Origin of the sequence: Ralstonia sp. 1138 (assembly GCF_040544795.1) — a bacterium.
Classification (GTDB): domain Bacteria; phylum Pseudomonadota; class Gammaproteobacteria; order Burkholderiales; family Burkholderiaceae; genus Ralstonia; species Ralstonia flatus.
Genome location: NZ_JBEPKQ010000010.1, coordinates 22,360 through 38,012 on the forward strand (window position 1 = coordinate 22,360; position 15,653 = coordinate 38,012).

Annotated in this window: 6 protein-coding genes and 1 pseudogene; 6 read left to right on the forward strand and 1 reads right to left on the reverse strand. The window is 56.0% G+C overall.

Features of this window, described 5'->3' with window-relative positions:
- Positions 1 to 3: 3 nt before the first annotated feature.
- The 4 genes from ABIC76_RS25105 to ABIC76_RS25120 all read left to right on the forward strand — a co-directional run bounded on the left by ABIC76_RS25105 (position 4) and on the right by ABIC76_RS25120 (position 8,973).
- Complete coding sequence (locus ABIC76_RS25105) at positions 4 to 3,837, forward strand: calcium-binding protein (protein ID WP_354535578.1); 3,834 nt, start codon at positions 4 to 6, stop codon at positions 3,835 to 3,837.
- A gap of 222 nt (positions 3,838 to 4,059) precedes the next feature.
- On the forward strand, positions 4,060 to 6,177 hold the full coding sequence (locus ABIC76_RS25110; protein ID WP_502947902.1) for a type I secretion system permease/ATPase: 2,118 nt from the start codon (positions 4,060 to 4,062) through the stop codon (positions 6,175 to 6,177).
- A complete protein-coding gene (locus tag ABIC76_RS25115; RefSeq protein WP_354535579.1) occupies positions 6,174 to 7,517 on the forward strand; it encodes an HlyD family type I secretion periplasmic adaptor subunit in 1,344 nt (447 codons plus the stop codon). The genes ABIC76_RS25110 and ABIC76_RS25115 overlap by 4 nt, the downstream gene beginning before the upstream one ends.
- Positions 7,507 to 8,973: a TolC family protein gene (locus ABIC76_RS25120; protein WP_354535580.1), complete on the forward strand. Its 1,467-nt coding sequence runs from the start codon at positions 7,507 to 7,509 to the stop codon at positions 8,971 to 8,973. Before ABIC76_RS25115 ends, ABIC76_RS25120 begins: the two co-directional genes overlap by 11 nt.
- A gap of 607 nt (positions 8,974 to 9,580) precedes the next feature.
- Here the strand turns inward: ABIC76_RS25120 and ABIC76_RS25125 are convergent.
- Positions 9,581 to 10,288: an aspartate/glutamate racemase family protein gene (locus ABIC76_RS25125; RefSeq protein ID WP_354535585.1), complete on the reverse strand. Its 708-nt coding sequence runs from the start codon at positions 10,286 to 10,288 to the stop codon at positions 9,581 to 9,583.
- Positions 10,289 to 10,737: 449 nt separating this feature from the next.
- Between ABIC76_RS25125 and ABIC76_RS25130 the strand changes: the two genes are divergently transcribed.
- Both ABIC76_RS25130 and ABIC76_RS25135 read left to right on the forward strand, forming a co-directional pair.
- Positions 10,738 to 11,253: a toxin-activating lysine-acyltransferase gene (locus ABIC76_RS25130; RefSeq protein ID WP_354535581.1), complete on the forward strand. Its 516-nt coding sequence runs from the start codon at positions 10,738 to 10,740 to the stop codon at positions 11,251 to 11,253.
- 65 nt (positions 11,254 to 11,318) lie between these two features.
- Positions 11,319 to 15,653 (forward strand): annotated as a pseudogene (locus ABIC76_RS25135) (hypothetical protein); the annotation flags it as partial.

The window sequence follows — 15,653 nt, forward strand, 5'->3', positions numbered from 1 at the left end:
GCTATGCCGTTCGTAACTGTCAATATTGCCAATGCTGGAACTCCTCTTTCAGACGGGAACACTTCCTCCGTCGGCCACATGTGGTACTCACTGGATAAAGGTGATGGTAGCCAGCCTTCCAGCTATGGTTTTGCACCGGATGAAAATCATCACGGCCAGCCTTTTGCGCCGGGTCAAGTATATTCAAATGACAATAGTAACTACACCAGTACGTATTACACCAGAACGGTAGAGATATCGCAGGCACAATACGATGCCATGAAAAATTTTGGTGAGGCGACGCGAATTGGAATGCCAGACAGTACTGTGCACGTCAACGACATTAACGGAAAAGGTGAGAGCTTCACGCTGCACTACAATGGGTTGACGAACAGTTGTATTGATTACACGTGGAAGGCGATGGAGGTTGGTGGACTTAATCCGAGCGATTTCCAAGGAGCAGTATGGCCAACATGGAATAAATCGTTTGTTGACGACATGCTGAATAAGTATGAGAATGGTATTGGCTCAAGGGATTCAATATATAATTCTGATAAACAGATGCAGAATTGGTTGAATCTGGGTGAGATTGGTAGCCAAACCTGGCAGAGCTACACTGCATGGTCCACGTCGCAACTTGTGAATGCAGGTGGTATCAGTTACATCGACAACGGCAGCCAGTGCCTTCCCTATGCACCCATCGGCGCTTTCTACGAGAGCAAGTCTGCTGCCACGGACAACGCTACCTCCATTGCCAACAAGACCTTCCGTGTCCTGAACAGTTCGAATCAAGGGCTGACTGCAGTTCAACTTGCAGCCTTGGACGCCAATCACGATGGGAAGCTCGGCGGTATCGAGTTGAATGGCTTGAATGCATGGACTGACGCCAATGAAGACGGCCTCGCACAAACGAGCGAGTTGACCGAACTCACAACCGAGCTGGCAAACGCCGGTCTGTCCAGTGTTCGCTCCACCGATTACGCGTTCTACACGTCGGGCAACGCCAACTTCAAGATGGCGGGGCAAGAGAATCTCTTGGCCCCCGCCAATAGCCTCGCAGCACCTGGTGTCCCCGCTGCCTTGGAGAGCAACTACCGCACCTTGCGTGATAACGACAACCGTTTCTATGTCAACGCCAACCAATGGATTGACTGGGCTCCCGATCAGATCAAGCTCTCCAGCAATCAGCAAAACCTGGTTGGCACCGACGGCAGCGATACTTTCGATATCAGCTATTACGCCCAATACGACGGCAGCTACTTCAACCTCTCGCTGGTGCGGTACTTCTATGCTGGAGCGGGTGACGACCTGATGGGAGGAAGTGTTCGTAACGACACCCTCTGGGGCGGCACGGGCAACGATACCCTGTTGGGCTATGACGGCGACGATCAGCTCTACGGCGAAGAGGGCAGCGACCAGCTCCAGGGAGGGAACGGCAATGACCTTCTGAATGGTGGTGCGGACAACGACGTGCTGCTTGGCCAGGAGGGCAATGACACCCTCATCGGTGACGCGGGTAACGATGAGCTCCAGGGCGGGAATGGTAGCGACACGTTGGACGGTGGCGCGGGCGACGACATGCTCTTCGGGCAGGTTGGCGACGATGTCATGAATGGTGGCGATGGCAATGACGTCATGATGGGTTTCACGGCCTCCAACGAGGCTAAGCAAACCTTGGCCGCTGGTGAAACCGACAACGACGCCATGTTCGGTGGTGCGGGTACCGATCAAATGTATGGTGGTCTGGGCGATGACTACATCGACGGCGGTGCCGACAACGACCTTGTGGCCGGCGGCGATGGCGACGACAGGCTGTATGGTGGCGCCGGCGACGACGAAGTCAACGGCGGCACCGGCAACGAGATCATGGACGGCGGCATTGGTGCCGATCGGATGTTTGGTGGCGTCGGTAACGATCAGATGTGGGGCGGCGACGGCAACGACATCATGATGGGCTTTACCCCCAGCAACGATACCAAGCAAACCTTGGCGGCCGGTGAGACCGACGACGACTTGATGTACGGTGGAGCCGGCGATGACCTGATGCTGGGAGGTCTTGGCAACGATCAGGTATGGGGTGGCGTTGGTAACGACGAAATCCAGGGCGGTGACGGCAACGACCAGCTCTACGGCGAAGACGGTAACGACCGTCTTTTCGGCAGCGCAGGCGATGACACCATCTACGGTGGCAATGGCGATGATTTGATTGTGGGCGGTGTCGCGACCAACGAGGCGGCACTGGCTGCGGGCGTGTCCGACAACAATCTTCTGTATGGCGGCGCGGGCAACGACACCATCATTGGTGGAGTGGGGAACGACTACATCGATGGCGGCGCTGGTGCCGACAACATGCAAGGCGGCAAGGGCGATGACATCTACATCGTCAACAGCGTGAACGATGTCATTTTGGAGCAGGCCGGCGAAGGCTACGACACCGTGATCGCCAGCACCAACTACATCCTCAACGCCAATGTTCAAGAACTGCGGTTGACTGAAGGCGGGGCCTATAACGGTACGGGCAACAGCCTGAACAACCGAATCATCGGTAACAACCAGGACAACATTCTGGACGGCGTTACGGGCGCGGATACGATGATCGGTGCCCAAGGCGATGACACTTACTACGTCGACAACGTCGGCGATCAGGTGATTGAACTTGCCGGTGAGGGCACCGATACGGCAGCCGCCAGCATCAGCTACACATTGGGCGCCAACGTCGAAGATCTCACCCTGCTGGATTTCTCCAAGGCTGAAAAAGGCATCGCCGATGAGGTGCCCATCCTCGTCTATGGCTACCCCAAGGCCTACGAGCTGGATTACATGCAGGGCAACGCCGTGGCCGGGTACAAGGGCACGTGTGCGCTGACCAGTATTGCCAACTTGGCGACGCAGGCCAATCAGGCGCTGTCTGAGTCGCAGGTGGTGCAGACGGCGATCGATAACAACTGGTGCGTGACTGACCCGACCAAGGCCGACTACCAACGCGGCGGCTCCAACTACGTGCAGCAGCAGGCCTTGCTCTCGAGTTACGGCATCAATAGCGGCATCATCATGGGCTACAACGAGCAAGCGATCGCCAACCTTATCAAGGGTGGACGTGGCGTGATCATTGGCCTGAACGCGGGCAAGCTCTGGGACGATGCGAACTACCTGGACAACGGTGGTGTGAACCATGTTGTGACCGTCACGGGCGTGGCGTGCGATGCGGCGACCGGGGCCATCAACGGTTTCTATATTGCCGATTCGGGCCGTGGTCTGGTCAGCGACATGACCCGCTACGTGTCGAGTGCCGACTTCCGCAACGATGCGGATGTGGCGAACGCATACAGCATCTACACGGTCGATCCGATCAAGCTGTGGGAAGAGAACATTGATGCCACGGGTAATGAGCTGGCGAACACCATTACGGGCAACCGGGGTGACAACGTTCTCGCAGGCGGGCTGGGCAACGACACCGTGATCGGTCAAGCCGGCAACGATACCTACAAGTTCGCCCACGGCGATGGTCAGGATACCGTGATCGATAGTGACGCCACGGCCGGCAATATCGATGTGATCCAGTTCAGCGGCATCAACCAGAACAACCTCTGGTTCAAGCATGTCGGCGACGACCTGCAAATCAGTGTCATGGGAACCACGGACCAGATTATCGTCAAGGACTGGTATGTGGGTGGCGCCAGTGGCACAGACAACCACATTGAGCGCATCCGAACGGCCGACGGACTGACCATGTACGACACCGACGTGGAGCAGTTCGTGCAGGCCATGGATGCGTTCGCGCCCCCTCCCGCCACGCAGACCAGTTGGGCCAATGGGCAAACCAGCAATGGTCAGGTGTTGATGACGGTCACACATTGACGACCATGAGCGATCACTGAAACGAGGAGCAGTAGGACGTTCCTCGTTTTAGCCGAGTAGCTTCAGCAGCAGCGGCTCACCCTCAACCAGTGGGCCGTTTTTTGTGACTGGGATTGGGCGACAGAAAGCGTGAACACCGATAGCAACCGTCAGGCCGCAGGGACGAGCTCACAGTTTGAGAACGACACGAACATCGGCATCGACACCGGATTGCAGTGCTTGATGATGATGGCGAAACTGCACGGCGTGGCTGCCGATGCTGTGCAGTTGCAGCACCACTTTGGCCGGGAACGGTTTTCCGCCCAGACGCTCCTGTTGGCGGCAAGGAAGCTGGGCATGACAGCCAAACATGTCAAGCAGGATTCCACACGACTTGATCGCGCCCCACTGCCGGCCATTGGCGAGGATGCGTCGGGGGCGTTTTTCTTGATTGGCAAGGTCGATACCAGCCAGGAAATATGGCGTGTCTTGATTCAGCACCCCGGTCATCCGCCTCAGGTGCTGCCACTGGGAGAGTTCCTGGGGCTGTGGTCGGGCGATCTGATTTTCTTGACCAGCAAGGCCACCTTTGCCGGGGACATGGCCAAGTTCGATTTCACATGGTTTATCCCCGCCGTGGTGAAGTACCGGAAGACGTTGGGCGAAGTGCTACTGATCTCCCTGGTGTTGCAAATCATCGGTCTGGTGACGCCGATGTTTTTTCAGGTCGTGATGGACAAGGTCTTGGTCAATCACGCCATGAAGACCTTGAACGTGATCGCCATCGGGTTGATTGCCGCCACACTATTTGAGGCGGCATTGACTGGCATTCGGACAGCGGTGTTTGCCAACACCAGCAGCAAGATTGACGTGGAATTGGGCTCACGGCTATTCGGCCACTTGCTGAGCCTGCCCATCAGCTATTTTCAAGTACGCCGCGCAGGAGACTCGGTCGCCCGTATTCGCGAACTGGAGAATATTCGCTCCTTCCTCACCAGCAACGCCATGACCCTGGTGCTGGACATCGTGTTTTCCTTTGTCTTCATGGCCGTGATGTTCTGGTACAGCGTGACGCTGGCCTTGATTGTGCTGGCCTCGATTCCCGTCTATCTGGCGTTGTCCTTCCTTTTTACGCCGATTCTGCGCGCGAAGCTGGCCGACAAGTTCAACAAGGGGGCGGAGAATCAGTCTTTTCTGGTGGAAACCTTGACCGGGATGGATACCTTGAAGGCGATGGCCGTGGAGCCGCGCTGGCAACAGAAGTGGGACAGGCAGTTGGCCGCTTATGTTTCGGCGGGACTCTCCACCACTAACATCGCCTTGGTGGCCAGCGGCGGCGTCAGTCTGGTGAGCAAGCTCGTGACGGCGGGCATCATGTGGCTGGGGGCCATGCTGGTGGTTGACAACAAGATGACGGTGGGCGAGTTGGTGGCGTTCAACATGCTGGCCGGTCAGGTGTCTTCTCCGATTTTGCGCCTCGCCCAGTTGTGGAACGATTTCCAGCAGGTCGGCATTTCCATGAGCCGTCTGGGCGACATCCTGGACGCGCGCTCAGAAGTGGCGGGTAACAAGACACGCATACCGCAAGTGGCTGGCGCCATTGGATTTGATCAGGTGTCCTTTCGCTATGGCCCTGACGCCCCGGACGTGATTCGCTCGGTTTCACTGAACGTCAAACCGGGCGAAGTCATTGGCATCGTCGGGCGCTCGGGCTCGGGCAAGAGCACCTTGACCAAGCTGGTGCAGCGACTCTATGTGCCTGACCGGGGCAGGGTGACGGTGGATGGTCAGGACATTGCGATCGTCGACACGGCTTCGCTGCGGCACCAGATCGGTGTGGTGTTGCAGGAGAACACACTGTTCTCGCGTTCGATCCGCGACAACATTGCGCTGACCGATCCGTCGTTGCCCATTGAAGCCATCATCGCCGCCGCAAAATTGGCGGGGGCACATGACTTCATCTGCGAGTTGCCCGAAGGTTACGACACGGTGGTGGGGGAGCACGGAACGGGATTGTCAGGCGGTCAGCGCCAGCGCATTGCCATAGCCCGTGCCTTGATCACGAACCCGCGCATCCTGATTTTTGACGAAGCCACCAGCGCCCTGGACTACGAGTCCGAGAAAATCATTCAGGACAACATGCGCCAGATTTGTGCGGGGCGAACCGTGCTCGTCATTGCTCACCGTTTGTCTGCCGTGCGGGACGCGCATCGAATCATCGTGATGGAGCGTGGCCAGATCGTCGAGACGGGAAGCCACGAGGAGCTGTTGAAGAACCAGCAGGGCATTTATAGCCACCTCTATCGCTTGCAGACGGCTCACGGCTCGTCTGCCCCCATACCTGAAGGAGTCGCATCATGAGCATGCGGCACCGGGCGGGCGCCTTGAAAGACCTGTTGGGCCGTTACGTGCGGGTATTCGCCCATTTCTGGCGCATGCGGCATGCGTTGAGAACGGGTTTTTTCAACAAGCAAGAAGCGGAGTTCCTGCCGGCGGGCTTATCGCTGCAGGAAGCGCCAGACTCGTCGACCTTGCGCTGGACAGGGCGCATCCTGATGGGGCTTGTGATCTTTGCTGTGCTGTGGGCGGTGTTCGGTCAGATAGACATCATCGTCAATGCCACGGGAAAAATCATCCCCTCAGCGCGCACCAAAACCATCGGTTCCGTTGATGTTGCCAGTGTCAAGGCCTCATACGTTACCGAAGGCCAGGAAGTCCATGCGGGCGACGTCTTGATCGAGCTGGATTCGAGTAGCAGCGACGCTGAGCACGACAAAGCCACAGACGTGGTGGCGCAGGCGAAGCTTCAGGCGGCCCGCTCGGTTGCCATGATTCGCGCGGTAGAGAAGCTGCATGCTCCTCGTCTTGCCGTTGTAGAAGGCGTGACGCGGGCGCAGTGGCAGGCCGCCCAGGATCAACTGGACGGGCAATACAAGGATTTCTCCGCCAAGCTCGCGCGACTGAATGGTGAGATCGCGCGCTACTCGGCAGCATTGCCCTTGGCTGCGCAACGGGCCGGGGACTACAAGGCATTGATGATGGACAGCACGGTGTCACGTCATGCCTGGTTGGAGAAAGAACAAGCCAGGGTGGATCTGCAGGGGCAGTTGGCGGACGCGAGGAATCAGCGCTCGGCACTGATCGCGCAGACACGCAAGGAGGCGCACGATGCATTGGTGGAGGGCGAGAAGCTGGTTGAGGCGGGCGTACAGGATCAGCGTCGCGCGGGAGAACACAGCAAGCTGCTGCGGCTCACCGCGCCCGTGGATGGGACGGTCCAGCAGTTAAACGTGCATACCGTGGGCGGCGTTGTACCGGCCGCACAGCCGCTCATGCAGATCGTGCCAAAGGAAAACGTGGTTGAGGTCGAGGCCTTCCTGGAAAACAAGGATGTCGGCTTCGTGTTGGCGGGTCAGGATGCCGAAGTCAAGATCGACGCCTTTGATTACACCAAGTACGGCACGATCAAAGCCAAGGTCAGGCACGTCTCGCAGGATGCCATCCAGGACGACAAGAAGGGACTGATTTACTCGACCAAGGTGGTTCTGGACAGGAACGTCATCGCCGTGGATGGCAAAACGATGCCGCTGTCAGCGGGCATGTCGGTGAATGTGGAAATCAAGACAGGCACACGGCGTGTCATCGAGTATGTGCTGTCTCCGCTGGTGCAACATCAAAGAGAGGCCTTGCATGAGCGTTAAGCAATGGCTGTGGCCTCGCTGGGGTGTCGTTCTGGCAATGTGGGCGCTATGCACCAGCGCGCACGCGCGGGACTGGGAGGATATCGTGACGTCCCCGTTTGTAGATCCCTTGCTGACGCGCCCACGGGCGCTCGATGCAGGAAAGATCTTGCCGGGGGATACGCAGGCGCTTGGTTGTGACGATAATCGGTATGAGCCGACAACGCCGATCGCCTTAGCCGAAGCGATTGACTTGGCGCTGTGTCACAACCCGCAGGTGCAAAGCGCCTGGGCCAACATCAAGGTGCAGGCCGCCCAGGTGGGCGAGGCGCGGGCCGCCTATTTGCCGACGATCACGGCTGGAGCGAGCTATCTCAACCAGAGAACCCAATACCCTGAATCCCAGTTCCAGGTGAATTCGGACAGGACCAGCCTGTCCCGGTATTACTCGCTGACCTGGCGGTTACTGGACTTCGGAGGGCGAGGGGCCAATCGACGATCCGCCAATGCGCTGTTGGAAGCAGCCTTGGCGAGCCACGACGCGGTGCTGCAAAAGACCATGGCCAACGTCATTGGGCTGTATTTCGACGCACAAACTGCTAGGGCCGGCCGGGAAGCGAAAGAGAAGAACGAAGCCCTGGCAAGACAAACGTTCGAGGCGGCCAAGAAACGCGAGACCCGCGGCGCGGGGGCGCAGTCCGATACGTTGCAGGCTCAGACCTCCTTAGCGAAAGCCGAGTTGGAGCATGCGAGGGCCATCGGCGCGCATGAAAAATCCCTGGTGGCCTTGACTGTGGCGTTGGGCTTGCAAACAGAGGGCGAGGATGCACCGGGTTTAGTGCTGGCACCGGACTACCAAGACGAAGACAGACTGCTACGGCAGAATCTATCGGAGTGGTTGCGGCTTGCCCGGGAGCAACACCCCGCGATCGTGGCGGCACGGGCACAGTTGGAGTCCGCTCGGGAGAAGCTCACCGCGACACGTTCTGAAGGGCTGCCGACGCTGGATTTTGCGAAGAGTCAATACGTCAATGGGCGGCCCAGTCAGGGGCTGACCAGCATGCAGACGAAAGAATCGGTGATTGGGGTAACGCTCAATATCCCCTTGTTTGAAGGTTTCGGCAGGACCTACAAGGTGCGTGGGGCCCAAGCGCAGATCGAGATCAAAGAGGCGGAGCTTCGGGATACCCAGATCCAGGTGCTCGGTGATGTGGCAAAGGCTTACGCGGAAGCAAGCTCGGCGCTGAGAAATTTGCAATCGTCGCGCCGTCTGCTCGATGCCGCGCAAGATGCGCGTGACAACGTGCAGCGTAAGTATGATCGTGGGATCGCCGATATCCTTGAAATGCTGAATGTACAGAGTGCCTTGGCCGACGCTGGTCAGGAGAGGATTCGAACGCTGGCGGAATGGCGTTCGGCACGCCTTCGGCTATTGGCCGCTGCTGGTGAGATGGGGCTTTGGAGTGTGAAAAGGTAAATGCCTTGTTGCGGGGCACATTCAGACTCGTTGGCTTCACCTGATTTAATCAATTGATTCACGCTCAACAGTCTGTGGTCCTCTTTGGGGAGGCGATGTTGTTTCCGATGCCGTACGCAAACGGTGCGGCTCCGATGTCGCCGCTGAGAAGCGCGAGGTCGAACACTATCACCGGCGACGCGTCCCGTCTACGACGGCGCAACTAGGGAGCGTCACAAAGAAGATAGGTTTTTACTGCCGCCCTCCAACTGGTGGTCTCGTCGAAGGGGGCGACAAGTCCTAGGTTCGGCGCCCTAATGTTCGACGTGGCTGCAAGCATTGCACTCAGTCCGTGGTTGATCATGTATTTCGGGTAGTACGTTGGGGGGCAAAGCTTTGAACAGACGCGCAGATTTTTTGCTTCTGTTCAGGATCGCTCATCGTCCCATTAACTGGCTTCTCGAATTCTTCGCGCTTGTCCTTGGACAAGGACGCAAGGGCGTACACCGTCCCCACTGGGACCACCCGAAGGTTCCTTCTCACGTTGCCGGGCGAGTTGCTGCTGTGGAACGCTGTGTCGCTACTATCGTCGCCCCAGCTTCATTATCGCAATGCACGTTCGTCCCGCTCAGGCGTCATCGCCCTCTGTGAGCGCTAATGACACAGCGGCATGCGCATGTAGCGCCGTCGTATCAAACACGGGTATAGGAACGTCGCTTTGCCCAATCAGCAGAGTGATCTCCGTGCACCCGAGAATGATTCCCCGTGCTCCGCGAGCTTGCAACTTGCCAATGATGTGTTTGTACTCTTCTCGCGACGAATCGCTCAAAACCCCGTGGCATAGCTCGTCGTAGATGATGTCGTGAACGCGCGCCCGAGCCCTCTCTTCCGGAATCAGGACCTCGATACCATGGTGCTGCGTCATGCGAGATCGATAGAAGTCTTCTTCCATCGTAAATCTTGTGCCCAACAATCCGACCCTACCGATACGAGCACCTTTGAGTGCTTGCGCCGTCGGATCAACGATATGAACAAAGGGCACCTGTAGTACTGCCTCGATCGCCGGCGCGACCTTATGCATGGTGTTCGTGCACAACAGCACGAGGTCTGCACCGCCAGCCTGCACCTGCAGCGCGGCCTCCTGCATGCGCAAAGCGAGCTCGTCCCACCGACCGGCGTACTGCAGTGCTTTGATTTCTTCGAAACACACGGTCGCCATGATGCTGCGTGCATTGTTGTGGTCACCCAGTCGATTCTTCATGCCTTGGTTGATTAAGCGGTAGTACTCGGCCGAAGACTCCCAACTCATACCGCCGATCAATCCGATCGTCTTCATCTTCATGGTTACTCCAAACGACATGGTCCAGATAATCTAACGAGGCTCTCGAATCGCAGCTAGGGACAGTTTCTGTGATGACAACCGGGCCAGTTGCCAGTGAACTACGGGAAGGTGTTTCATGCTAGCCCCAAAAGGGTGAGATCGGATGGGCACAGTCACAATCTGATCTCGGTATTAACCCTCAATGGCTACATTCGTTTGCAATTCCTCAGTCATCGGCATCTTATGGTGCGCAGTGCCGTGACGCGGAGTGTCTGTTCAATTCTGGGCATCAGAAGATAAAACAACATTTTTTGCTGTCGAATTTTAATTAAAATAATTTTCCTCGCTGTTTAGTGGTCCGTTATGGCGAGGCATCGAATGATGGTCTGATTATTTCGACGTGTGCATCTGAATGATCGATGTGGTAGGTAATAAGAGCGCCGACTCAATAGTGGAGAGAAACAGTGGTTGAATTTATTGATCAATCAGAATTTTCTGTATTAGGAAAGCTTGCTTGGTTGTGGATGAGCTCTCGTCTGCACAGGGGGTGGAGCAATGAACTTCTCTGCCAATTTCTGCTACCCCCGATCGCCAAAGGTCAGTATCACCTTATAGAGCGCGATGGGCTTCCTGTCGCTTATTGCAGTTGGGCATTGCTCAGCGAAGCGTCCGAGCTTGAATATATGGCTGATCCAGCGCGGCTGAAGTTGGAAAACTGGAATGACGGGGATCGTCTTTGGTTTGTGGATTGGGTCGCACCGTTTTCGTCGCGCGATACATGGGAGCTGAAGCGATTAATGGGTCAAAAATTTCCTGATCAAGTCGCCAGGGCGATTCGTGTCAAGCCAGCGTCTGAGCGCGCTCGAATAATGGAGTTTCACGGAAAAAAAATAAACCCAACCGACGCGGGTCGCCTACTTAACGAATATTACGAACAGTTTCTAGCCAGGGTGACGAAGGTGCCAGCACGGTTGATGTGAAATGTGAAAGTTGTTAATTTGATTTCAGGTAATTAATAATCAGCATAGATAACAATGGAGACAATGTGGGCCTGAACGATGAGACTCTCGACAACGTTGACCTCTCTGCCTATACCGCGGATATTGAGGTCTACAAGCGATTCCGCGAACCGTCAAATCCATATGGCATATACAACAACCAAGATCGAGTATTGAATGCTGTATATCGGGCTTGGACTACCGGCGAGTTGGGAAATCTGATTGAGAAAAATGGTCTGAGCGGAATCAAGAACTCTATTAACTGGAATTACGAATCAACGACGAATTTTCTTTCGCAGTATCTTTGGGCTAGTACCGCAATATTGGGTGTTGGATATTCGTTCAATCGTTCGGACTTATGGAATCAAAATTCCATCCCGGGTGATCGTGCGGCCGGAAATCAAGACGCATATAATTTGGCTGCAATAACTGCGGCCAGGTCTGTAATTAATGCGACCCTGGAAACTGGTCTTTTTGTGGCCAACGGAATTCGTTGGAATGCGTCAAAGATGAATTCGGCGATTGCCGTCAATTCAAATACTCTTGGGATACGATTCTTCCAATCTCTTGTGCAGGAACCGTACCAGACCGCCGTCAAATCCGGTCGGTCGAAGTTTGGTGCAGCTGCTAGTTTTGGATTTACAGCAAATGCCCTTATCGGATTGGGGGCGGCAGGAAAACAACTGAGCTTGGCGCTCCACAATCCGGCAGCATCACGTGATGAGTATGGAAACAATCTTGATCTTGTGTCCTCGTCGATGGGCTTGATCGCCAACAGCGCAAATGTGATTGCGAACGCCCTGAAAGGGGCCAGCACGGTCGCATCAGTCCGTGGCGCCGCGAACACTAGCAAGAATTTAGGCATTGCCGGCAGCTTCTTCGGGGCGTTGAACGGCGCCGCATCCATTGCCGCCTTGGCTCCGCTTCTAGCTAACGACAAGCTTACTCCCGAGCAGAAGGGTGTGATCGCAGCAGAAATGGGTGTACAGATCGTTGGTGGAAGCGTTCAAGGAATTTGTAACACCTTGCTCGCGATTAATGCGGCGAAGGGTGCGGCATCCACGAGTGCCGGCGTCTTGGGACCCGCATTAGGTGCTGCGGCAGCGGGCATCGTGCTCGCAATGAGTCCGCTGGAAATTTATGGTTTGGTTCAACAGTCGAAATATGCCAACCAACTGGATCAGTTGGCTAAAGAGCTGGGGCCATTGGGCTATGACGGCGACAGCTTGTTGGCAAGTTTTTATCGTGATAAGACAGCGATAGACGGAACGATTGTAGGCGCAACGACGCTTCTTGCCGTGACCGGTGCCACTGTCTCGGCCGCGATCGCGGCAACTGGTATCGGCGCTCCCGTCGCTGTGATTGTAGGCCTAGTGACAAGTGCATTGTCCGGAATTCTGAAGGGCATACAACAACCACTCATTGAACGACTTGCGCGTGACTATGCTGAGAAAATCAATGAGCAAGGCGGAAGTTTTGCATATTTTGCGAAAAATTTGAATGCGAAATATTCGCAAATTCTCAGCAGCGCTGGTGCAATTGATACGTTAAAAAAGCTCCAATCCGATTTCGGCGTCGATAGTGTTATCGGCATTACTTCCGTCGGCATGTCCAGTACCGCCATGGAGCTCGCCGCCGTCACCTATAACGCGGCGAACCTCAAGACCCGCGACGCCTATATCGACCGCTTTGTCAGCGGCACGAAGCAGGCCGATCGGACCCTGTCGCTGGACGTTGCAAGTGGATCTATCAACCTCGGGACGGGGCAAGTCGGTAGCAAGCAGCTTTTGACGTTTTTGACCCCGCTAATGGCCCCAGGCAATGAGGTGCGGCAGCGCGTGTCCACGGGAAAAAATTCCTACTATACAAGCTTGGACGTGATCATGAAGTCCCCAAACTGGTCGATCAGTGATGGTGCTTCGAGTTCGACCATGGATCTAAGAAAGATTGTCTCTCGCTTGAAGAATAGCAATGGAACGATCGATGGTGACATTGGCTTGATCGTCAACGGCGGTGATGGCGACGATACAGTGCTTGCCAATGCATCAAAAATAACTTTCGACGGAGGATCCGGGCATAACGGCATTTCGTATGCAGGTCTTGGCGGAGATGTGCAACTCAATATAATCGCAACTGACACGGGTTTTAGCGTCCAGAAGTCGTTGCAGAATGTTGAAATTTATCGGGAAACCACATCGACTCAAAAATACTCAGCTGGCAAGAGAACTGAAACCGTTGATTACAGGTCCGTCGAATTGCAGACGATGTCGGGGCCATTGACGGCAGCGGACACGTTGACGAATGTTCAAGAAATTTACGGAGGAAACGGCAACGATAGTCTTGATGCACGCAAAGCAAAGAACAGCGTAACGCTTTCCGGTGGTGGCGGAAACGATACGCTTTGGGGTAGCGACGCCGATGACGTACTAATGGGTAATGCCGGTAATGACAATGTTCACGGCGGTGGCGGAAATGACCTCGTTGTTCAGGATGCGAGTCCTGGAGCGGATTTGCTAGATGGTGGCGATGGCAATGACATTGTCAATTACGGTGCCGGAGCGCAAAACTGGCGAAAGGGAATTTCGGCAGATCTTGCCGCGGGAACCGTCCAGAAATTCGCGAACACCGGGACGACAGCTGCAGTCGGGGTAACTGCCCGCTATGTTCGGGTCTATCATAATAGCGTTACTACTCCCTGGATCGGGCTGAGCGGCATCCGAGTCGTCTCTGGTGGAGTTGACGTCTCTGCTGGACGTTCGGTAAGAATGGGGGCAAATATTGACATTATTTCTCCCGGTCCAAGGACAACGAACGTGCTGACCGATGACAGCGTCGGCGCGTCAGGAACTGCAGCGCTTTTCGAGACAGCGCGCTATCCACGGGTGACCACGCCGTATTTTGAGCTTGACCTCGGTGCTCAATATTCAATTGATACGATCGATTTGTGGGCAACGAGTAACGGGCTTTCTGTATCGAATGATCTGAAGGTGTGTTTTTCCGATACACCATTCACTTCGGACTATCAACCAGATGCTGCCGCCATGTCGAAGAAGGTCGTCGATGTGGGCGTCGTCAGCGCGGCGTCAGGTGACGCTGTCACCGATAGTCTGACGCGGGTCGAGGGCATTATCGGTACCTCGCTGGCGGATACTCTGCTCGGCAACGATGAAGACAATACGCTCTCCGGCGGTGCGGGGAACGACGTGATCTCGGGCCGCGGCGGCAACGATCGCTTGGCCGGCGGTGCCGGGGCAGATGTCATCAGAGGAGATGCTGGTGACGACGTCATTTTGCAGGACATCGGCCGTGATCGTGACGTAATTGATGGCGGCGAAGGCGTGGATACTGTGGACTACAGCAGCACGTCCTTGTCGGGAATCGGCTATGGCATACAAGCAGATTTGAGCATCAATCAAGTTGTAAAGACTCTGGCAGACAATACTGCGTATGTCGGCACCGCAGGCCGCTACATCAGGATCTACCACACCGATGCGAGCCAGGTTTTATCGCTGACGGGGATGAAGGTCTACGTTGGGGGTGTGGATGTTGCAGCGGGCAAGATCTCTCGCAGTGGTGTGGACAGCGGCAGTCTGGGCGGAGCGCAGTGGAATAACGTAAATGCGCTGACGGACAGCAATATTGGTGGGGGTTGGAACGGAGCGAGCACGTCGACAACGAGCAACTTGGCCTATGCCGGAGGAGCAGGCGCGTACATCGAACTGGACCTGGGCTCGGTGCAGAACATTGATGCGATTTCGCTGTGGGGCCGTGCTGATGTTCTGAATGAATCCAGTAACCTGCGGGTGTTTGTGTCCAACACGGCGTTTGGGGGTGGCGACACGTACGCCAGTTTGACAGCAGACACGACCGCCAAGCGAGCCGAGTTCGGTGCGGCGAGCACCACAGTTGCCCCATCTAGTCATACGTTCATTGACCAAATTTCCAACGTCGAGAATGTCAATGGCACATCGATGGACGACACGTTGATCGGAGATACAAACAGCAACGCCCTTTCCGGTGGCGATGGCAATGACATGATCAATGGTGGCGATGGCGATGACGTTCTGTCCGGCGGGCTCGGGGCCGACATAGTGAACGCAGGCGGGGGGGACGACCTGATCCTGCAGGACATCGAGCGGTTTAACAACAGGCTGGATGGCGGTCAAGGCAACGACACAGTGGACTATAGTCTCACGGCAGCCTCCTGGAGCGCTGGCATCAATGCGGATCTGGGGCAGGGAAAGGTGACGAAGGCGGTTGGTGGCACAACGGGAGCCTTGAGGTCGACGGGCCGCTACCTCCGGATCTATCACACCGATGCGACCGCGGTCGTATCACTAACGGGCATGAAGGTCTATGTTGCGGGTACGGACGTTGCGGCG

What these genes read in the sequence shown, in the direction of transcription:
- ABIC76_RS25125 (WP_354535585.1), bottom strand. Translation starts at nt 10,288, where the DNA reads ATGAAGACGATCGGATTGATCGGCGGTATGAGTTGGGAGTCTTCGGCC.
- ABIC76_RS25110 (WP_502947902.1), top strand. Translation starts at nt 4,060, where the DNA reads ATGATGATGGCGAAACTGCACGGCGTGGCTGCCGATGCTGTGCAGTTG.
- ABIC76_RS25105 (WP_354535578.1), top strand. Translation starts at nt 4, where the DNA reads ATGCCGTTCGTAACTGTCAATATTGCCAATGCTGGAACTCCTCTTTCA.
- ABIC76_RS25115 (WP_354535579.1), top strand. Translation starts at nt 6,174, where the DNA reads ATGAGCATGCGGCACCGGGCGGGCGCCTTGAAAGACCTGTTGGGCCGT.
- ABIC76_RS25120 (WP_354535580.1), top strand. Translation starts at nt 7,507, where the DNA reads ATGAGCGTTAAGCAATGGCTGTGGCCTCGCTGGGGTGTCGTTCTGGCA.